The sequence below is a fragment of the Lactobacillus gallinarum DSM 10532 = JCM 2011 genome, from assembly GCF_001434975.1.
GTDB lineage: Bacteria > Bacillota > Bacilli > Lactobacillales > Lactobacillaceae > Lactobacillus > Lactobacillus gallinarum.
Genome location: NZ_AZEL01000050.1, coordinates 1 through 21139, shown reverse-complemented (window position 1 = coordinate 21139; position 21139 = coordinate 1). Strand labels below are relative to the sequence as shown.

Here is a 21139-nt window from a genome sequence, read left to right as displayed (position 1 = left end):
TTAGCGACTTTGCAATTCTTGGTTAAGCAACTTGTTAACCATCTTAGGGTTAGCCTTACCACGAGTTTGCTTCATGATTTGACCAACTAAGAAGCCGATTGCACGGTCCTTACCATTCTTAAAGTCTTCAACTGATTGTGGGTTATCGTCAACAACCTTCTTAACCATTGGAGCTAAGACTGAAGTATCCGACAATTGAACCATACCGTTGTCTTCAACGTACTTCTTAGGATCAGTACCGTTAGCAATAGTTTCAGCAAAGACCTTCTTAGCGATCTTAGATGAAATAGTACCATCTTTGATCAACTTGATCATTTCTGCTAAGTGTTCTGGAGTAAGCTTAATGTCATTCAAGCTTACACGGTGATCGTTCAAGTAACCATTTACTTGAGTGTTCATCCAGTTAGCAGCAAGTGTTGGATCGGCACCAGCAGCTACAGCAGCATCGAAGAAGTCGGAGCTTTCCTTAGTTTGAAGCAAAACATTTGCATCGTATGGCTTCAAACCAAACTTGTTAACATAGTCATCGTAACGATCAAATGGGCTCTTTGGAAGTTCCTTAGCAATTTGATCGATCCATTCTTGGCTAATGTGATCAGGAGCAATATCTGGTTCTGGGAAGTAACGGTAATCTGATGCGCCTTCCTTAACACGTTCCAAAACAGTCTTACCAGTTGCCTCATCGAAACGACGGGTTGAAAGTTGGATGTGACCACCAGCAAGAAGAACTTGTTCTTGACGCTTTTCTTCGTATGCAAGTGAACGACGAACGTGATCAAATGAGTTCAAGTTCTTCATTTCGACCTTAGTACCAAGTTCCTTTTGTCCAGCTGGACGAATAGAAATGTTGGTATCAACACGCATTGAACCTTCTTCCATCTTAACGTCAGAAGCACCAGTAAATTGAACAATCTTACGTAACTTTTCAAGGTAAGCGTAAGCTTCTTCTGGGTCTTCCATATCAGGTTCAGAAACAACTTCAAGAAGTGGAACACCTTGACGGTTTAAGTCAACGTATGAGAAGCCGTTAGTTCCGTGAGTGTTCTTACCGGCATCTTCTTCGATGTGCATTTCATGAATACCGATTCTCTTCTTCTTACCACGAACTTCTACTTCAATGTAACCATCACGAGCAAGTGGTTGGAAGAATTGAGTAATCTGGTAAGCCTTTGGGTTATCAGGATAGAAGTAGTTCTTACGGTCAAAGTGAGTAGTTGGCAAAATGTGAGCATGAGTTGCAATGGCAACCATAATACCTAAACGGTATACGTTCTTGTTAACCATTGGCAAGGTACCAGGCATAGCCCAGTCAATAACATTCGTCTCCGTGTTTTGTTCAGCACCGTAAGTTACTGGTGAAGGAGAGAAAATCTTACTCTTTGTCTTTAATTCGAAGTGGACTTCAAGTCCGATAGTCGATTTAAAATTCATTCAATTAATCCTCCATTCCAGTTGGTGTTTTTTCGTAAAACTTGTTGCTGCGTTCAATAAAGTCAGCAGTCTTGAAGACGTTGCCTTCATCAAAACGCTTAGCCATAATTTGTAAGCCGACAGGCATACCGTCAACTAAACCAGCTGGAACACTAGCTGCAGGAATACCTGCTAAGTTTGCAGAAATAGTCAAAATATCGTTGTTGTACATCTTGATTGGGTCAGAAACTTCTTCACCAATACCAAATGCAGGTTCAGTAGTAGTTGGTCCAACGATTACGTCGTTTTCAGCAAAGATCTTGTCAAAGTCGTCGCAAATCAAAGTTCTAACCTTAGCAGCTTGTCTGAAGAATCTGTCGTATGAACCAGCTGAAAGTGCGAATGAACCAAGCATGATACGACGCTTAACTTCTGCACCAAAACCTTCAGAACGTGACTTAACGTAAACGTCAAGCAAGTTCTTAGTGTCTTCTGCACGATAACCGTAACGAATACCATCGTATCTTTGCAAGTTTGATGAAGCTTCACTTGAAGCAATGATGTAGTAGTCAGGAACAACGTACTTAGTATGTGGTAATGATACTTCATTGATAATTGCGCCAGCATCCTTTAAAGCATCGATCTGCTTTTGGATAACTTCACGCATCTTACCGTCAACTGCTTCCATGTATTCCTTAGGAACAGCTACGCGAAGGCCCTTAACGTCTTGACCAATAAACTTAGTAAAGTCAGGAACTTCACGAGTTGAAACAGTTGAATCGTGTTCATCTGCACCTGCAATAACGTTCAATACTTCTGCTGAGTCCTTAACGCGCTTAGTCATTACACCGATTTGGTCAAGTGAAGAACCAAATGCGATAAGACCCCAACGAGATACACGTCCGTAAGTTGGCTTAATACCAAAAATACCGTTGAATGCAGCTGGTTGACGAATTGAACCACCAGTATCTGAACCAAGGGCTGCAACAACTTGACCACCAGCAACTGCTGCTGCAGAACCACCGGATGAACCACCAGGAACCTTATCTAAGTTCCATGGGTTATGGGTTGCACCATAGTATGAGTGTTCAGTTGAAGAACCCATAGCAAATTCATCCATGTTGGTCTTACCAACAAAGGTTGCTCCAGCCTTCTTAAGCTTAGAAACAACTGTTGCATCATACATTGGCATGTAATTGTACAACATGTGACTTGCTGCAGTAGTCTTAATACCATTAGTAATAATGTTGTCCTTAATGGCAATTGGAATACCTGCTAATTTACTCTTTGAAAAATCAAGGTTTTCTGCAGGCTTTGCATCATCTACTACAGTAATCCAAGCATTTAACTTCTTATCTGTGTCTTTAATGTTTGCCACAGTATCTTGAGCCAACTTATCTGCTGACAAGTCACCGCTGGCAAGTTTTTTATTTAATGAATCAATATTTTCGTTTAAGTAATTCATTACTCGTCCTCATCCTTATTAATAATTACAGGAACCTTAATGTAGCCGTTAGCCTTTTCAGGAACATTAGCCATTAATGTTTCTCTGTTTTGTCCTTGCCAGTGTTCAGGTTTATCTTCTCTAAATACAGTATCACGATCAACAACTTGAACAGTTTCTTCAACGCCTTCAGTATCAACTTCACTAAGTTGATCTGCCATGTTGATAATTGATCCCATTTGATCTGTAAATTTATCTAATTCCTCTTCATTAAACGCAAGTCGCGAAAGAGTCGCAACGTGTTTAATGGTATCTTTTGTGATTTCCACGCAAATACCTCCTATTCGCCGCCATATACATGGACTTGATAATCACTGTCGCCGGTTTCCTTAGCAATTAATGCTTGCACATCATCAACCGATCCAATTTTAATTTCAATTGGAACATTATTAGACAGATATTTCTTTGCCGATGACAAAACTAAACGAGTAAAACTCTGAATTTGCTCATAACCATAAAATTGTGTGGTAATTGAAATATTTTCTTGAGCAAGCTTGCCATTATCATAACGCAAAGTTGCTGTTACTCCACTAATATTAGGGAAGTAATTCTGAATAGCCGCCTTAAAATCATTAAAGTGAGATGCATCATCACTATTAATTGCTTTTTCATTACCAGTTGTCGGTAAAACTTGCATTTTTTCCGACACGGATTTCCATTTAGTTATTTTACTACTATTAGCGGCCGCTGTCCCGTAAGCAAAGTAAGTTCCGCCAACTAATGAATCTTTTTCTGTCTTTGAGAACAATCCAATGGTAATTGGAATATTCTTCAAAGCCTTCTTCTTACGCAAACGAGCTACAATTTCATTAGCAATTTTTTCACCTTGAGCCTTTTGTTCAGCTCTTGAAATTTCAGTCTTAAATTCTGCACCATCACGCTTTTTTTGGTAATAGTCAACAGAATTCATTGCTAAACCTAAGCTCATTCCACCAAGTTGATACTTTGAACCTGAACCAGTTAAATAGTCTTGCTCTACAATTTCTTCCAAATAAATTGGATTACGAGTATCAGGACCATTTTTACCATTATCAGCTGGATTCAAGCCCTTTGGATTGCTCTTAGACTTTCTAATCAGCCAATCTATTACTGTTGAAGTATCTAAGTATTGTCCTTCTTGGAACACATATTGGTTAGGTGAAAATTGATTTTTAGAAATCTGGATTAAGCCACGCTCTAATTCACGCGTATCAACTGAATTATCATTATCAGTTGCGGTTAAACCAGCAATTGGACTAATTACATAGCGACCATTTTTCATTAAAACGGTGTAGCCATTTTTACCTGTATTGGTTGTTTGATAACTTTTCTTTTTAGCTGTTGAAGTAGTAGTGGCATTATTTGCTAAACTTGAATCTTTTAATTTACCACAACCACTCAGAGTGAGCATTGCCCCAGCTAAAGCTATAATCTGCAAATATTTTTTCACAATAATTGTCCTTTATTCAATTTGTGCGATTGCCTCTTCTTCAGTCAGAAGTGGTACTCCCAGTTGCTCAGCTTTATTATACTTAGATCCAGCATCTTTTCCATAAATTACGTAATCAGTTTTACGCGATACAGATCCTGTGACCTTAGCACCTAAAGCCTGCAATTTCTTGGTAAATTCACTTCTTGTATAATGCTCTAATTTACCTGTTAAAACAACGATTTTATCTTTAAATGGATTATCTGGTGCTGCTTCTGGCTCATCTGCACCTAAGTATTCCATATTAAGTCCGCTTTCTTTTAATTCTTCAATTAATTTTTGTGCTTCAGGTTGAGCAAAATATGTTGTCATTGATTCTGCAATCGTCATGCCTATTGTATCGATTGAAGCAATATCTTGCACCCCTAGTGACATAATCTTTGCTAGATTTTTAAACTTTTGCGCAATTAAGCGGGCTGCCTTAGCTCCAACATGGTCAATTCCTAAACCAGTAATCAATAATTCAACAGAATTATTTTTGGAATTATTAATTGCCGTTAACAAATTATTGATGGATTTTTCTTTAAAGTGATCAAGTTGGGCAAGATCTTCATTTGTTAAATGATAAAGATCAGCTACATTATGCACTAAGTCCTTAGCAATCAACTGCTTAACAATTTTAGGACCTAAACCTGCAATATTCATGGCAGTACGAGAAGCAAAGTGAGTAATGCCTTCTTCCACTTGAGCTGGACAAGATGGATTAATGCAACGCAAGGCTACTTCATCTTCTAAGTGGACTAATTTTTGCCCGCAGGACGGACAAGTAGTAGGAATTTCATAAGGCACAGAATCTGCTGGTCTCTTTGATAAAACCACTTCAGAAATCTCAGGGATAATATCGCCGGCTTTATGAAGCTTAACGGTATCACCAATCCGAACGCCTTTTTCATTCAAATAATCTGGATTGTGCAGTGAAGCCCTTGCAACGGTTGTCCCTGCCAGTTGGACAGGATCCATGACTGCCGTTGGCGTTACAACACCGGTTCGGCCAACTGTCCAAACGATATCACGCACGATCGTTTCTTGCTCTTCTGGTGGAAACTTATAAGCAATCTCCCAGCGTGGCACCTTCACGGTATTTCCTAATTGCTGTTCAAGACTTAAATCATCAACTTTTAGAACAATTCCATCAATACCATATGTTAGACTATTACGTTTAGCCGTGTATTCGTCGATAAAATTAAACACTTCATCAAGGTTAGCTAATTTGCGACCTGTTTCATTAGTATGAAAACCTAATTCATGCATGCGTTCAATCGCTTGGTGCTGACTGGTAATCTCGCGCGGTGGATTAACCCATGTATAAATAAAAGTACTTAGTTGACGTTTCTTAGTAACCTTAGGATCAAGCTGACGAAGTGAGCCAGCAGCCGCATTACGTGGATTTGCAAAAACGCTCAAGCCTTCTTCTTCACGCTCTTGGTTTAACTTGGCAAAAGCTTCTTTTCCCATATAACATTCGCCGCGAACCTCAGTAGTTAAAGGTTCTGGTAAAACTTGAGGAATATCCGCAATATAACGTGCATTAGCCGTTACATCTTCACCAACATAACCATTGCCTCGAGTCGATGCACGAACCAATTTACCATCTTGATATTCAAGTGATAAAGATAAGCCATCGATCTTTAATTCGACATTATATTCCACGGGGTGACCAACCAGCTTTTGCATTCGTTGGTCAAATTCCTTAAGTTCTTCCTTAGAAAAAACATCCCCCATTGAAAGCATAGGAATTGGGTGGTTAACCTTTGTAAAATCACTATCGATTTCTCCACCTACACGCTGAGTGATTGAATCAGGCGTAACAATTTCAGGGAAAGCTTTTTCTAATTCAAGCAAACGGTTGTAATTTTGATCATAAACATTGTCTTCAACTTCAGGCGCATCTTTAGAGTAATACGCATCGGCCCATTCATCTAGCTGGGTTCTAAGAGAAGCTGCTTCTTTTTTAGCTTCATCAAGAGTAATCTTAGCCATTTTTACCTCCTGATTAAAAATCCTTTTATTTTTATCTTTATTATACCTTCTTAATAGGCGCAAAAGCTGCTAGAAGACGCTTAATTCCTTTATCTGGGAAGGCAATATCTAATTCCATATCTTCCCCTGTGCCATTGACTTTGGTTACAACACCGCGGCCCCAAGCTTTATGTTCAACTTGATCGCCAACACTCCAGCCTTTCTTTTCGGCACCTACAGCACCAGAAGCCTTTTTAGCAGTATAAACTTGGGCACGAGCTCGTTCAGCTTTACGCGCAAATGGTGCAGGTTGTGATTGAAAATTAGATTCAATAAAGCTACTTTGAAGTTGATTGCTTTCTTCTTTTTGCAAATCTTTAGGGTCAATTTCATCCAAAAATCTTGAAGGTGGATTATTTTGCATACGACCGTACATCATCCGTGAATATGCATTAGTCAAATAAAGTTCCTTCTTAGCTCTAGTAATTCCTACATAAGCTAAACGGCGCTCTTCTTCAAGTTCATTATCATCCATCATTGCTCGCTGCAATGGGAACAACCCATCTTCCATGCCGACCAAGAAAACAACTGGGAATTCTAGACCTTTAGCAGCATGCAAGGTCATTAAAGCAACTTGATTATCATCTTCATCTAAATCATCCTGATCACTCAATAATGAAACTTCTGCCAAGAAGTCACTCAACGGATTTGATTCATCTTCATCGGGTTCATAATGATCATCAAAACGCTTAGTAACTGATAAGAATTCATCCAAGTTCTCTAATCTAGTTTCAGCTTCAATAGTATTTTCTGCTCTTAAAGCATCAGTATATTCAAAGTCAGACAAGATCTTTTCAGTTAAACCAGTTACGCCATGCGTTTGTGCATAAGCTATTGCATCCCTCAATTTTGTGCCAAAATCGCTTAACTTTTTAGCAGCTCTGGTATTAATTGGACTTTCTGCCACATGATCCATCGCGTCTAAGGCGCTATAGTGATTTTCATCCGCAAATGCCAACAACTTATCCACAGTCGCTGCACCAATACCACGCTTAGGTACATTGATAATACGATTCATACTCATTGTATCCGCAGGATTTGCAACCAACTTCAAGTAAGCCATAATATCTTTAATTTCTTTACGGTCGTAGAATTTGTGACCTCCCACGATTTGATAAGGAATATTAGATTTAACAAAAGCTTCTTCGACTGTACGAGATTGGGCGTTAGTTCGATAAAGAATGGCAAAATCTTTATAGGTGCGTTTTTTAGCTTCTACTTCTTCCTTAATTTTTGAAATAATGTAGTGGGCTTCATCATCACCACTTTGGGCTTGATAATAAGTAACCTTGGCGCCCTCGCCTTGATCAGTCCATAAATTCTTTGCCTTACGGTTCTGATTATTTTTAATCACTGAGTTTGCGGCTGATAAGATATGACCAGTTGAACGGTAATTCTGTTCTAGCTTAACGGTTCTAACTCCATCAGTTTTGTAATCTTGCTCAAAATTCATGATGTTTTCCATGTTAGCACCACGCCAGCCATAGATTGACTGATCAGCATCCCCAACTACACAAATATTTTTATATTGTGCAGCTAATGCATGACAGAGTTCATACTGAGCTTGGTTAGTATCCTGATATTCATCTACCAAAATGTAACGGAACTTATTTTGATAATAATGAAGAGTATCTGGATCTTTTTTAAATAAAACCAAAGTCTGCATAATCAAATCGTCAAAGTCCATAATTTGATCACGGCGCAGTCTTCTTTGATATTCTTCATATACCTTAGCTGCCATTTTATCAAAAGGTGAACTAGCACTTGCAGCAAAAGCCTTAGGATCAAGCAAGTCGTTCTTTCCATTAGAAATAGCAGACAAAATTCCACGTGGATCGTACATCTTAGGATTAATGTTCAAATCCTTTTCAATATGCTTTACCAAAGTCAATTGTTCTGCAGAATCCGCAATAGAAAAGTTATGACTATAGCCAATCTTATCAGCGTCTCTACGCAAAATTCGAACACAAAGGGCGTGGAAAGTCGACATCCAAATATTTTGAGCGGCTGGCCCTAGCAATTTTTGTTCACGCTCACGCATTTCATTAGCCGCCTTATTGGTGAAGGTAATGGCTAAAATATTCCATGGTGCAACTTGATTTTCTTCAACTAAGTAGGCTATTCGTCTAGTTAAAACAGAAGTTTTACCAGAACCTGCCCCAGCAACGACCAACAGTGGTCCTTCTGTAGTTTCAACCGCTTTTTTCTGTTGCGGATTCAAACCGGCTAAGATAGATTTTTCGCTCATTATTGTCCCCTTCACAAAAAATAAATTTACTAATGCAACTCGAATATTATACCAAAAAAAGCAGCATTCATTTTGCTGCTTTACTTTTACTTATCATATTTTTCCAAATCAAATTGTTCAATCAAATTAATCAATTTATCCGCATAATCAGGATCGGTAGCGTAGCCATCAGTAACCAAAGCCTTCGCCTGAGTCTTATAGTCTTTAGAAGCTAAGACATGCTTATATTGTTGATGATTCCAAGTCGTTCCATTTTGGAATAGACGCGCATGGGCTCTAATCGATGCCTCATATGAATCATAAATTTGAAAGCGTGCCTTAACAGTGATCCACTTGCCCTTAACATATTCCTTAGTTGTCATCACCGCAGAAGTATTAGGATTAGTTCCCTTCACTCCAAATAAATTATTATATTTTTGTGATAAATCGCTTTGCCCGTAATTACTTTCAAGACAAGCTTGGGCAACAGTAATACTTGGTAATAAATCGTATGATTTATCTACTTCACGGGCAATCGGCCCAATCTTTTTAATAAATGCTTTCTTTTGCCGTAATAATTTTGCGGCTTCTTGTTCACGCTGCAGTTGTGCTTGTCTAATTTGTTCAGATTGAATTGCATATCTTCTGTAGTAATGAAAACCTACATATGCCACTAACAAAATAAACAAAATGATAAACACACGTACAACGGTCTTTACGCTTTTAGGTATCCTTGACTTACGCTTTTTTGCCATAATACTTATTTCCTTTAATTCATTAAGTAAAGTATAACCTATTTTTGTGTAAAAAAAAGAAGTCGCTCACTGCGACTTCTTAATTGGTGCGGGCGAGAAGACTCGAACTTCCACGATCTAAAGCGATCACAAGATCCTTAGTCTTGCGCGTCTGCCATTCCGCCACGCCCGCGGCACATCAACTATAATAGACTAAATCTAAGAGATGTGCAAGGGAAAATTGAAAATAATTTAAATTTATTTATTAGAAACTTTAAAATTTTGCTCTAAACGCAGCTGCCTCTTGCATTTACCGCATCTATACCTTCTAGTATTAATTCGGCGCATACGCGGATAATGCAAGCCGCAATTTTCACAGACATAAATATAATTAAATTTTTTACGCCGACGCAAGCCTATATCGGGTGCATAGCGACTGCCACCTACTTTTTGGAGCAAAATTTTAAAATCACGATCGCGATGATGATAACCACGATGCAATAAATGCAAGTGATAGTGACACAATTCATGCTTAATAATGCCTACCAAATATTCATGATATTGTGGCGCTAAAAAATGCGCATTAATTTCAATATGATGATCATCAAGGTGGTAACGTCCACCTGTTGTCGTCATTCGGCGATTGATTTTTACCTGATGCAAAAATGGTCTATTAAAACATTGCAGAGAAATTTGCTCTATTAAATTTTGTAATTCTACCGAATCCATTTAGCATATCGCCCAGCCTGTTTTGGAGTATTGATATGACGTTTTAAATCCGTTACGATCTTATGCTTAAAAGAATGCTTGCCGTTCATCCAAGTCCCTGTAAAAAGATGGATAGACTTGGAATCTTTGGAAGGATTGCACAATACGCCGTCTGGATAAACATGAATGCCCTCTTTAAGCATTTGTTCTTTATTACCAATTTTTAGACCATATTTATCTATCAAGATGTCAGTAACCGAAATGCTGTTGACTCCTGCCATTTGATTATGAGAATCGAATTCAAAACTGCGATCTTGATAATAATCTAAAATATCTTGCATGAAGGGATGCTTTTTCTCTGCACCAAAAATTGCGGCTGAGAGATAATCTTTGTTCTCAAAGCCAATAAAAGCCTGATCTTTTAACAAAGGAGTTAGATCATCAATTACGCGCACATCGGTATCCAAATAAATACCACCCTGCTCATAAATTGCCCGTGCACGAATATAGTCAGAAACAAAGGCCCATTTTTTAGCCTGATAGGCCTGCTCAATATATTTATTTTCATGCATGTCAAAATTATCTTCATTCCATTCAATGAATTGATAAGCAGGCAGATTTTTCTTCCAGGTCGCAATACATTCTTTAATTATTTTTGACTTAGGATTATGACCTACCCAAACATAATGAATTATTTTTGGTATCATTTTTAACCTCGTTTAAAGAAATTCTTGAGCAGTTTAACAATATCTTCGTTAAAGTCCAACTTAAACAGGAACATCAAGCCCAAATAAATTACGAGCATGATAATTGATTTAACTGCCATATTGAAAAATGCAGATGAAATAAAGTTAGGCATCAGCATCCCTGCAGCTAAGGTAATCAAAGCAATTGCAATATATTTAGGCACATCATGAAAGACATATGTAAATTGATAGCCATCGCGTACTACCCACAGTCTAAGTATCAACACAACAAATTCAGTAATTAAAATGGCGATCATTGCTCCCATCGCACCATATGGACGGTCTAGCACGTAACTTAAAACAATTTCTAAAATCGCTCCAATTACGACCGGAAAAGCATAATCACGGTCCCGACTATTAGCCAGAGCAAACTGATTAGCAAAAACCCCACCGGTTGGAATCATGATAATGGTTAAGGTAAACCAAAACATCAACGGTGTCATTGGAATATATTGATTTCCGAAAAAGAATGGCACGAATTGTTTAGTATTAGCCATAATGATTACTGCAAATAATGTCCCCAACATTACCGTGGCTTCTAGGGACTTCTTCATCACTAACTTTTGTGCTTCTTTTCCTTCACTGGCCATCTTCGGCATGATAACAAGCGAAATACTAGTGATTACGCCTAAGATCATGTTTGAGATTCTTTGCGAATTATCATAAAAAGAAACCTGGGTTGAACTTGAAAAAAGCCCCAAAATTGGTTTATCTAACGATGTATAAATTTGAGTCGCAATCTGCGGAATCATTAGCGTACCAATCGCAATTGCCGTCTTTTTGAATTTATAAAAATGAGCGACTGGCTTGCCTACATAACGGTGAATGTCAAACCAAAAGACAAAGGACCCAAGCATAGTCGAAACCGACATGATTAACAAATACTTCCACAAGTCTGCTGGTGATTTTACCCATAATAAGATCAATACAACGCTGACTAGTTTTACACAAGTATTTTTCAAAACAACTCGGCCGAAGTCGGCTAACCCTTGGAAGAACCATGAGATATCCACTTGTGCAGAAATCAAATATGGCACCATTAATAATAGATAAAACCAATATTGAATATGGAATACTGTAGTAATAAAAACAGTAAAAGCAATAGTAATAATCCCAGCAATTCCCTGGAAATACCATAATCCCCAAAATGCTTTAGTTAAATCTTCAGGTGTACCATACGTCCGTGTTTTTGAAATCGTCCGCATCCCCACATAAGAAACTGACAAAATACAAAAGATCATCAAAAATTGGACTGTGTTATTAACACTACTGTAGATTCCGTAAGTTTTTGGTCCTAATACCCTTGAAAGATAGGGTACTGTAATCAGCGGTACTAAAACGATAAAGATCTGATAAACTGCATTATATAAGATATTTAAAAATGTTTTACGCAATACCTTAACCTCGATATTCTTGAGTCATATATTCAAAGACATTTTGACAGTATGAATCACCCTTAGCCTCACTGGTTAAATGCAGCCAGTAAAGACGCCGATTGACAATTTGTTGATTATCAAGATGATCCAAATTATTGATTAATTCCGCTTCTGAATTAACGCAAATACCCGGTGTAATTTCATCATACGGACTAAGCAGAAGTCCACGCGTCTTTTTATATTGCTGTAAGAAGTTAGTGACAAAGACAATCGGTTTATTAAGATGCAGATAATCGAAATAAATCGATGAAAAATCGGTCATCAAGAAATCGGTATCGCCCAAGAGTTCATACAAATCATAATTGTGGTCAAATAAGTAATCATTGTTTAAAAAGGCAATGTTGGAATAATTACTCTTGAAGTTAGCGAATAAGCGCATTTCGTAGGGATGCAATTTCACAATTAAGTATTGGTGTCGCTTAGCTAATTCGGCGTTTAATTTTTCCCCATCGAAGTCTTCAAATGCAAAAAAGTTACCTTCTTTGATTTTATCCATAATCGTCTTATCTTCTAACTCATACCTAAACGTAGGCATGTAAATCCCGATCTGTGCTTCTGAATCAGTAGTGTTAAACAAATCTTTTAATAATTGCTCTTTGCTAATAACAGGCTTATCTAGTAGATCTAGACGAGGAAAGCCTAACTTATGGTACTTTTCAGTTTCGATCGCCATACAGGCGCTCATGAGCGTCTCATACAAATCTGAACTTGAAGCGACGATATCTGCATTCTTATGCCACAATTTTTCATTACGCTTATTATCACGATAGCGCGTATTGTTTGCCATGATCCCCATCCGCTTAAGTGGAACACCGTGCCAAAGCTGAACGTTAATTTGATGCTTGCGTACTTTAAATGGTTGGTGCGTTGTAATGACGTAACGCGCCGCACCGATCTTTTGCCAGGCTTCCCATTTCAAGTGAGATGATGGCCATGGTTCAATCAAGCTGACGTTATATTCGGGATGATTAAGCAATAGCCATTTATAAAAGGCATAGCCATTTGAACCTGACCGACCTGAGCCATTTAAGATAACGATATTATTATTTTCCATCGTCGTAAAATGCGCTCTAAATTTCATCAATGATAAATATAGGCGGAATAAAAAACTTTTCATCTGATAACTTCCTCAAAATAATCTGATTTAAGCATACAAAAAAAGCCTGAGTTTACTCAAGCTTTTTTCGTTTATTTTGGCAAACTTTATCTTTTTCCGGCTCTTCTTTCAAAGAATTTAACAATTTCGACAATCAAAATCATGCACAGCCCGGCAATTAAAACAACTGCCCATTGTGCACCATTAAGTTCAGTGACATCAAAGAATCTAGTCATAAATGGCAATTCAACAGCTGACATCACTAAAGCAGAGATAATGATCGCACCATTGAACCATTTGTTAGAAAAGGTATGTCTTCTAAAAATAGATTGGTGTAAGTACTTTGAATTAATTGCATGGAACAATTGGATCAAGCCTAAGGTCAAGAAAGCCATGGTTAAAGCATCCCCGTGCTGCAAAGCAGGATTATCAATATGTGGACCAACATGCAGACCAAATTGGTAAGCACCTAATACTAGGATTCCTTCCAAAATACCTTGATAAATAATTGAGCTAGCTACACCGCCGCTAAAGAAGTTGGACTTTTTACCACGAGGTTTACGCTTCATGATGCCATCTTCAACTGGCTCCACACCTAAGGCGATGGCTGGCAAGGTATCAGTTACCAAGTTAATCCAAAGAAGCTGCACTGGAGCTAAGATATCCCAGCCCAGCATCGTCATCATAAAGACGGTTAACACTTCACCGACGTTACAACTCATTAAGTAAAGAATCGCCTTTTGAATATTGCTAAAGACTTTGCGTCCTTGCTTAACTGCTTCAACAATTGTCGCAAAGTTATCATCGGCTAAGACCATATCGGCAGCACCTTTAGACACTTCAGTACCGGTGATTCCCATACCGATCCCGATATCAGCTTGCTTTAAACTTGGAGCGTCGTTAACACCGTCACCAGTCATGGCAACGATCTTATCATTTGCCTGCCATGCCTTCACAATTCTTACTTTATGCTCTGGCGACACACGAGCATAAACGTTATAGTCACCAACATGCTTAGTAAAGTAATCATCGCTTAATTGATCAAGCTGTGCACCAGTCAAAACACGTTCGTCATGTCCTGGCTCTAAGATCCCCAATCTTTCCGCAATCGCTTGAGCCGTTACTTGGTGGTCACCAGTAATCATAACGGTTCTAATACCAGCACTGTGAGCTTCGGCTACGGCAGCTTTTGCTTCAGGCCGTTCTGGATCAATCATGCCAACAAGTCCTGCAAAAATTAAATCCTGTTCCACGTTATCAGTACTTGGATCATCGTAAGTCTGATCAACTATCTTGTAAGCTAGACCCAAGACACGCAAGGCTTTTTTAGCCATATCTTGGTTAGTTTGTAAAATATCTTGCTTTTGCTCTGCAGTAATTGGTGAAATTTCACCATTAATTTTGACCGAAGTTACGCGCTTAAGTAATTCATCAGGAGCACCCTTAACGGCAACAAAGAACTTATCGCCATACTTATTAACGGTACTCATTAACTTACGTTCTGAATCAAATGGTACTTCTTGCACTCTCTTGTGTTCTTCAAGCAAGTCATGAACATTAATGTTTTGATCAAAAGCATATTGAATCAAAGCCGTTTCGGTAGGATCACCTAGCAAGTCCCCACCATTTTCAATCTTTGTGTCATTAGCCAAGACCATTGATAATAAGGCCGGATTGTCCTCCTCGATTTCATCATTATCATCATGCAAACTGCCGCGATAAAAAATCTTTTCGACGGTCATCCGGTTTTGGGTCAAAGTACCAGTCTTATCTGAACAAATAATGTCAGTAGCACCTAAAGTTTCAACAGCTGGCAATTTTCTGACGATAGCCTTGTGTTTGGCCATTGTTTGCGTACCTAAAGCCAAAATAATCGTAACAATTGCTGGAAGTCCTTCTGGAATAGCAGCTACGGCAAGTGAAACAGCAACTAAGAACATATCAATCAGCAAAGCATTCATTGGCTCCGTGCCTTGCTTGGTGAACATCCCGACAACAAACACAATCACACAAATAGCCAAAATCATGATCGTCAAGATCTTGCCTAAATGGTTCAAGTTTTCCTTCAAAGGAGTGTCGGTTTCATCGGCATTGTTAAGCATCGTGGCGATCTTACCAACTTCGGTATTCATCCCTGTTCCAACGACAATCCCTTCACCACGACCATAAGTAACATTGGTACTAGAATAAGCCATGTTAATTCGATCAGCCAAGGCAATGTCATCACCTTGAAGAGTTTCATCGCTTTTATCAACAGGAATCGATTCACCGGTTAAAGCAGCTTCTTCAATTTTTAAGCTATGTGCTCTAATTAACCGCAGATCAGCTGGAACAACATCTCCAGCTTCAAGCAAGACAATATCGCCTGGTACAAGTTCTGTACTTGGAATTTGTACAATAGCATTATCTCGCCGCACATGCGCACTCGGCGTTGCCATCTGCTTTAATGCGTCGATCGCAGCTTCAGAACGTGCCTCTTGAATTACCCCTAAAACAGCGTTCAGAATAACCACGATCATGATAATTGCGGCGTCTGTCCATTCATGGGCAACTACCCCACTAAGAATTGCAGCAATGATCAAAACAATGATCATAAAATCTTTAAATTGATCAACAAAGCGCATGAACATGCTCTTCTTCTTTTTAGAAGCAAGAGAATTCGGACCATACTTTGTTAATCTCTTTTTGGCTTCTTCACTAGGCAAGCCAGTGTCGATGGCGGTATTCAAATTCTCAACGACATCGGGAATTGTCTCTGTGTAATATTTTCGAGCCATTTTATTTCATCCTTTCTCATAATAAAAAAGAGACTTACATGCTTGTAGCACATAAGTCTCACAAATTAAGGTAAATCCAGAAGTGATTACTTCGGCTGTTGGATTTACCGCAAGCAAATTGCCGTTACTCCCTTATGATCAAGTTCATTATAAGAAGGTTTTGAATCTTTAACAAGTTTTAGTGAATGATTATTTCTTGTAAAAATCATCAAAAACAGTAACTGGCAAATGACGCTTGTGTTCACTCTTCTTCCATAATTTTTCGATTTGATCAGCTGCTTTATCGCTAACTTCCTTGCCTTCAAGGTAGTCATCGATTTCCTTGTAAGTTACACCCAAAGCAACTTCATCTGGCAAATCTGGCTTTTCTTCTTCAAGGTCAGCTGTAGGAGCCTTTTCATAAAGATGAGCAGGGCAACCTAATTCCTTCAAAAGCATCTTGCCTTGGCGCTTGTCTAAGCGGAACAGTGGAGTTAAGTCAGCGGCACCATCACCAAATTTGGTGTAAAAACCACTAAAGTTTTCAGCAGCATGATCAGTACCAACTACGGCACCCTTGTTAGCACCGGCAATGGCATATTGCACAACCATTCTTTGACGAGCCTTGATATTACCCTTGTTAAAGTCAGTAATCTTTTGGCCACTAGCTTCAACTACTTTCACCATAGCATCTACTGGTTCCTTGATGTTAACAATTAAATCTTGATCAGGCTTTTGAAAAGCTACAGCATCTGCAGCATCACTAGCATCAGCTTGAACGCCGTATGGCAAACGTACAGCGATAAATTGGTAAGAATTATCACCAGTTTCTTCACGCATTTCTTCAATCGCCATTTGGCAAAGCTTACCAGTTAAAGTAGAGTCTTGACCACCAGAAATGCCCAACACATATGACTTCAAAAATGGATTAGCCTTTAAATAATCCTTTAAAAAATCAATTGAACGTCTGATTTCTTTTTTAGGATCAATTTCAGGTAAAACATGTTCATAGGCAATAATTTCTTTTTGTAACTCTCTCATCGACCAATGCTTCTTTCTCTAATCTTACGACGAATATCTTGAATAAGATCCATCTTACTCTCATACAAGTTTTGTGATAAATCAACTGGATATTCTTGTGGGTTCAAGCTACGCTTGTATTCATCCCATAAGCCATCCAAATTATCAGCAACAAACTTTTTAATTTCATCAAGGCTAGGTTGATTGTAAACGAGCTTACCTTCCTTAAAGATGTCGTGTAAAAGCGGAATAGCAGTGTAATCAGTAACCACCTTGTTGATGTAAGTATATTGAGGGTGGAACATGAACAATGCGTCAAACTTACGTGGGTCTTCGTCATAGCGAGATACCCAATCACCTTCATTTTTCTTAGCAGTGTTAGCACTGATACGCCATACTTGCTTCTTGCCTGGAGTAGATACCTTGATAGCGTTAGAAGAAATCTTCAAGGTGTCACGCATTGCGTGCATTTCGTCTTCCATGGCAACTAACTTGTAAACTGCACCAAGGGCTGGTTGGTCATAAGCGGTAATGAACTTAGTACCGATACCCCAAACATCGATCTTGGCACCTTGCATCTTCAAGTTAGTGATGGTGTTTTCGTCCAAATCGTTTGAGGCAAAAATCTTAGCATTAGGATAACCGGCATCGTCCAATTCCTTACGAACTTGCTTAGAAATGTAGGCCATGTCGCCGGAGTCGATACGAACACCTAAGAAGTTGATCTTGTCGCCCATTTCGTTAGCAACCTTGATTGCGTTAGGCACACCACTTCTAACAGTGTCGTAAGTATCTACCAAGAAGACACAATCCTTGTGGGTTTCAGCGTATGCCTTGAAGGCTTCGTATTCACTGCCGAATGCTTCAACTAAAGCGTGAGCATGAGTACCGGTGATTGGAATACCGAATAATTTACCGGCACGAACGTTACTGGTTGAGTCAAAACCACCAATGTAAGCGGCACGTGCACCCCAGATAGCTGCGTCAGTTTCTTGGGCACGACGTGAACCGAATTCCATCAAACTATCATCTTTAACTGCCAATCTAATTCTTGCAGCCTTGGTAGCAAGCAAAGTTTGGAAGTTGATGATGTTCAAAATAGCAGTTTCAACTAATTGACATTGAGCAAGAGGACCTTCAACTTGAAGGATTGGTTCGTTCGCAAATACCAATTCCCCTTCCTTCATTGAACGGATGGTGAGCTTGAGCTTTAAATTGCGCAAGTAATCAATAAAGTCATCATCATAGCCTTCCTGCTCTTTCAGATATTGCAGGTCGCTTTCTTTAAACTTTAAATTCTTTAAATAATCAATGATGTGTTCCAAACCAGCATAAACAGCATAACCGTTGCCGAATGGCTCAGTTCTATAAAAAGCTTCAAAAACAGCATTGCGATCGGCAATCCCTTTCTTGAAGTAGGTATACATCATATTAATTTCGTATAAATCAGTATGCAAAGCGAGTGAATCGTCTTTGTCTAATTCTGGGTAAAACATTGTTTCCCTTTCTGTAATTAAAATTTCATTTTTCATTATTATACAGCCAATACTATCACATTGCTATTTTTGAACTTGATTTTCTTAGACGTTTTTTGACAATGTGTCGTAAACTTTTTGAATTGTCTCTAATTGATTTCTTACAGAAAAGTGTTCTTCCGCATAACGTTTCTCATTATTGGCAATTTGACGCAATTCTTTGTTTGACTTATCTACCGCTTCGCCAATTGCCTTTGCAATCGAATCAATATCACCGGTTTTAGCAATGAAGCCGTATTCTGGCCCAGGAATCATCTTGTGAATATCCCCAACATCTGTGGACAAAATTGGGATTAAATTATCTGTGGCTTCTAAAAGCACAAGTGGAAAACTCTCTGAATATGAAGTAAGAACTGCCAAATCAATTCGCTTATATAAGCCGCTAAGCTGATGATGAGTCATAAAACCGTGAAAGGTTACTTGCGGTGCCATGTCTAATTGTCTGGTCAAAGCCTTTAAAGCCTCAAGCTGACTACCATCTCCTGCAATATGCAAACGAATATGTTGGTCGTCCAGTTTTTTAACAGCTTTTAAAAGCAATTCTTGGCCCTTAACCTTTTCAGTACGGGCAACATTAATAATATTGAAATAAGTATGCTCATATTTAGCGGGAATCTCACTATCGCTGTGGAAAAAGATACCATTATAAATTACATGTACCTTACTTTTATCCACTTGTACTTTATTAATGAGCAGCTGTGCAAAACGATTCGTGACTGCAAAAACACAATCAGCTTTTCTTAGCGCACGCAAATTAAGCTTGGTGAAAATTTTTCCTAAAATGCCACGCTCCTCAAAATCCAAGTAGGGATCTGAATGCACAGTAATGCACCAAGTTGCTTTGATTTTTTTATAAATTAGAGAAAGAAAAAGGTTGGCTCTAGCCCCATGCGTATGCACAATGTCATAATGTCCATTGTTAATAAATTGGGTTAACTTACGTAAACTAGCCAAATCATAACGACTATTAGCACCAAGCACATGGGTAGTAATCCCCTTTGCACGAGCTGCCTGAGCTACAGGACCTTCAGCTAAAGTCAATAATTCAAAATCTTTACCTTCATTTTTTGCTTCAGTTAATAAATTAACAATATGTGATAAACCGCCACCATTTTCAAGACCAGCATTTACATGCAAAACCTTCATCAATTAATTATTTTCCTCTCTTCGATTGCTTAACGCGTACAACAAATTTAGGCAATACCATCATTCGCTTAAAACGAGATGGATTAGTAATCAAACGATAGAACCATTCTAGATGCGTCTTTTGAAAAATTTCCGGTGCTCTTTTGACCATGCCAGAGAAAACGTCAAAACTGCCACCTACACCCATCATTAAGGCTGGAGTTTCATTTCTACGTAAAATAGCTAGCAGTTTTTCTTGCTTAGGAAAACCTAGCGCTGCGAAGACCATATCTGGTTGTGTTTTTTGAATTCTACGAGCCACTAAATCTAAGTCTCCCTTAAAGTAGCCATCTTCTGCGCCGACTAAGTTAATATTAGGGTATTCTTTAGCTACCTTAGCTTGCACAGCATGAATTACTGCCGGCTTAGCACCAATCAGGTAGACGCGACTGCCGCGGTCGTTAGCCACACTCATTAACCAAGTGAACAAGTCATAACCCGTCACTCTTTCAGGTAGTGGCTGCTTAATCATCTTAGCCGCCTTAACAATACCTATGCCATCCGCAGTGATATAATCTGTATCATTTTTTAAAATTTTCATGAATTCTGGGTTTTCGTTAGCTGCCATTACGATTTCAGGATTAGCAGTTACTACAAAAGTAGATAAGTGATCATTCAGTCGACTAATAAATTCATTTTGAAATTGATTAAAAGTTTTATTATCAAAATTAACGCCTAAAATATTAACTTTATCCATTTCCACACACCTCACGCGTCTTTTCATCTAATATCTATTTTACCATTGGAATAAGCAAGTACGCGTATGATATTCAAGTTTTATCTTTTCTTCAAACATGATAAGATTGTTTTGTTAAAAGGAGAAAAAATGAAAAAGGTAATTACTTATGGCACGTTTGACCTGCTTCACTATGGTCATGTTCGTCTGCTTAAAAGAGCTAAAGAATTAGGCGATTATTTAATTGTAGGACTTTCTACTGATGAATTTAATGAATTCAAAAAGCACAAGGAAGCTTACAATACTTATCCCGAACGCAAATATATTTTGGAAGCTATTCGCTACGTTGATGAGGTTATCCCTGAAAAAGATTGGGACCAAAAAATCGACGATATTAAAAAGTACAATGTCGATACTTTTGTAATGGGCAGCGATTGGGAAGGCAAGTTTGACTTCTTAAAGCCTTATTGTAAGGTTGTTTACTTGCCAAGAACACCAGGGATTTCAACCACTAAAATCAAAGAAGATTTGAAGTAAAACAAAAAACTCCAATCCCATTCAAATTGAACTGAGACCTAAAAATTAGACAGTTTAAAATACAGGATTAATAGAGGCTTGA

General features: G+C 38.5%; 17 protein-coding genes and 1 tRNA gene. 1 reads left to right on the top strand and 17 read right to left on the bottom strand.

The genetic code is table 11. The features are described 5' to 3' along the window. From gatB to FC37_RS06555, 17 genes are all read right to left on the bottom strand, one after another. The gene (gatB, locus tag FC37_RS06635) at positions 1 to 1431 is read right to left on the bottom strand and encodes an Asp-tRNA(Asn)/Glu-tRNA(Gln) amidotransferase subunit GatB (RefSeq protein ID WP_025005412.1); all 1431 of its coding nucleotides are present in this window, start codon (positions 1429 to 1431) and stop codon (positions 1 to 3) included. A 4-nt stretch (positions 1432 to 1435) separates the two neighbouring features. After that, positions 1436 to 2875 carry an Asp-tRNA(Asn)/Glu-tRNA(Gln) amidotransferase subunit GatA gene (gene gatA / locus FC37_RS06630; RefSeq protein ID WP_056945563.1) on the bottom strand — a complete coding sequence of 480 codons (1440 nt, stop codon included), beginning with the start codon at positions 2873 to 2875 and terminating at the stop codon, positions 1436 to 1438. Further along, positions 2875 to 3183 carry an Asp-tRNA(Asn)/Glu-tRNA(Gln) amidotransferase subunit GatC gene (gene gatC, locus FC37_RS06625; protein ID WP_025005411.1) on the bottom strand — a complete coding sequence of 103 codons (309 nt, stop codon included), beginning with the start codon at positions 3181 to 3183 and terminating at the stop codon, positions 2875 to 2877. Before gatC ends, gatA begins: the two co-directional genes overlap by 1 nt. Before the next feature lie 11 nt (positions 3184 to 3194). Further along, entirely contained in the window at positions 3195 to 4343 is a 1149-nt protein-coding gene (locus FC37_RS06620) for a CamS family sex pheromone protein (RefSeq protein WP_025005410.1), read from the bottom strand. Between the two features lie 12 nt (positions 4344 to 4355). Further along, positions 4356 to 6362: an NAD-dependent DNA ligase LigA gene (gene ligA / locus FC37_RS06615; RefSeq protein ID WP_025005409.1), complete on the bottom strand. Its 2007-nt coding sequence runs from the start codon at positions 6360 to 6362 to the stop codon at positions 4356 to 4358. A gap of 40 nt (positions 6363 to 6402) precedes the next feature. Next, positions 6403 to 8649, bottom strand: a complete 2247-nt coding sequence (pcrA, locus tag FC37_RS06610) for a DNA helicase PcrA (RefSeq protein ID WP_025005408.1) — start codon at positions 8647 to 8649, stop codon at positions 6403 to 6405. A gap of 86 nt (positions 8650 to 8735) precedes the next feature. Beyond that, positions 8736 to 9383 carry a glycoside hydrolase family 73 protein gene (locus FC37_RS06605; RefSeq protein ID WP_025005407.1) on the bottom strand — a complete coding sequence of 216 codons (648 nt, stop codon included), beginning with the start codon at positions 9381 to 9383 and terminating at the stop codon, positions 8736 to 8738. 84 nt (positions 9384 to 9467) lie between these two features. Continuing rightward, a tRNA-Leu gene (locus FC37_RS06600) sits at positions 9468 to 9555 on the bottom strand. Between the two features lie 65 nt (positions 9556 to 9620). Further along, entirely contained in the window at positions 9621 to 10091 is a 471-nt protein-coding gene (locus FC37_RS06595) for a SprT family protein (protein WP_025005406.1), read from the bottom strand. Further along, positions 10079 to 10777, bottom strand: a complete 699-nt coding sequence (locus FC37_RS06590) for a glycosyltransferase family 32 protein (protein WP_025005405.1) — start codon at positions 10775 to 10777, stop codon at positions 10079 to 10081. Before FC37_RS06590 ends, FC37_RS06595 begins: the two co-directional genes overlap by 13 nt. 2 nt (positions 10778 to 10779) lie before the next feature. Next, positions 10780 to 12210 carry an oligosaccharide flippase family protein gene (locus tag FC37_RS06585; protein ID WP_025005404.1) on the bottom strand — a complete coding sequence of 477 codons (1431 nt, stop codon included), beginning with the start codon at positions 12208 to 12210 and terminating at the stop codon, positions 10780 to 10782. A gap of 4 nt (positions 12211 to 12214) precedes the next feature. Further along, entirely contained in the window at positions 12215 to 13369 is a 1155-nt protein-coding gene (locus tag FC37_RS06580) for a CDP-glycerol--glycerophosphate glycerophosphotransferase (protein ID WP_025005403.1), read from the bottom strand. An 86-nt stretch (positions 13370 to 13455) separates the two neighbouring features. Continuing rightward, positions 13456 to 16125, bottom strand: a complete 2670-nt coding sequence (locus tag FC37_RS06575; protein ID WP_025005402.1) for a calcium-translocating P-type ATPase, PMCA-type — start codon at positions 16123 to 16125, stop codon at positions 13456 to 13458. A 189-nt stretch (positions 16126 to 16314) separates the two neighbouring features. Then, a complete protein-coding gene (gene nadE / locus FC37_RS06570) occupies positions 16315 to 17145 on the bottom strand; it encodes an ammonia-dependent NAD(+) synthetase (protein ID WP_025005401.1) in 831 nt (276 codons plus the stop codon). Beyond that, positions 17142 to 18620 (bottom strand): nicotinate phosphoribosyltransferase, encoded by a 1479-nt coding sequence (locus FC37_RS06565; RefSeq protein ID WP_025005400.1) that lies wholly within the window; start codon positions 18618 to 18620, stop codon positions 17142 to 17144. Before FC37_RS06565 ends, nadE begins: the two co-directional genes overlap by 4 nt. An 84-nt stretch (positions 18621 to 18704) precedes the next feature. Next, positions 18705 to 19805: a glycosyltransferase family 4 protein gene (locus FC37_RS06560; RefSeq protein ID WP_025005399.1), complete on the bottom strand. Its 1101-nt coding sequence runs from the start codon at positions 19803 to 19805 to the stop codon at positions 18705 to 18707. A 7-nt stretch (positions 19806 to 19812) separates the two neighbouring features. Then, a complete protein-coding gene (locus tag FC37_RS06555) occupies positions 19813 to 20541 on the bottom strand; it encodes a WecB/TagA/CpsF family glycosyltransferase (RefSeq protein WP_025005398.1) in 729 nt (242 codons plus the stop codon). A gap of 129 nt (positions 20542 to 20670) precedes the next feature. On the opposite strand from FC37_RS06555, the gene tagD reads away from it, so the two are divergent. After that, positions 20671 to 21057 (top strand): glycerol-3-phosphate cytidylyltransferase, encoded by a 387-nt coding sequence (gene tagD, locus FC37_RS06550; RefSeq protein ID WP_025005397.1) that lies wholly within the window; start codon positions 20671 to 20673, stop codon positions 21055 to 21057. Positions 21058 to 21139: the final 82 nt, after the last annotated feature.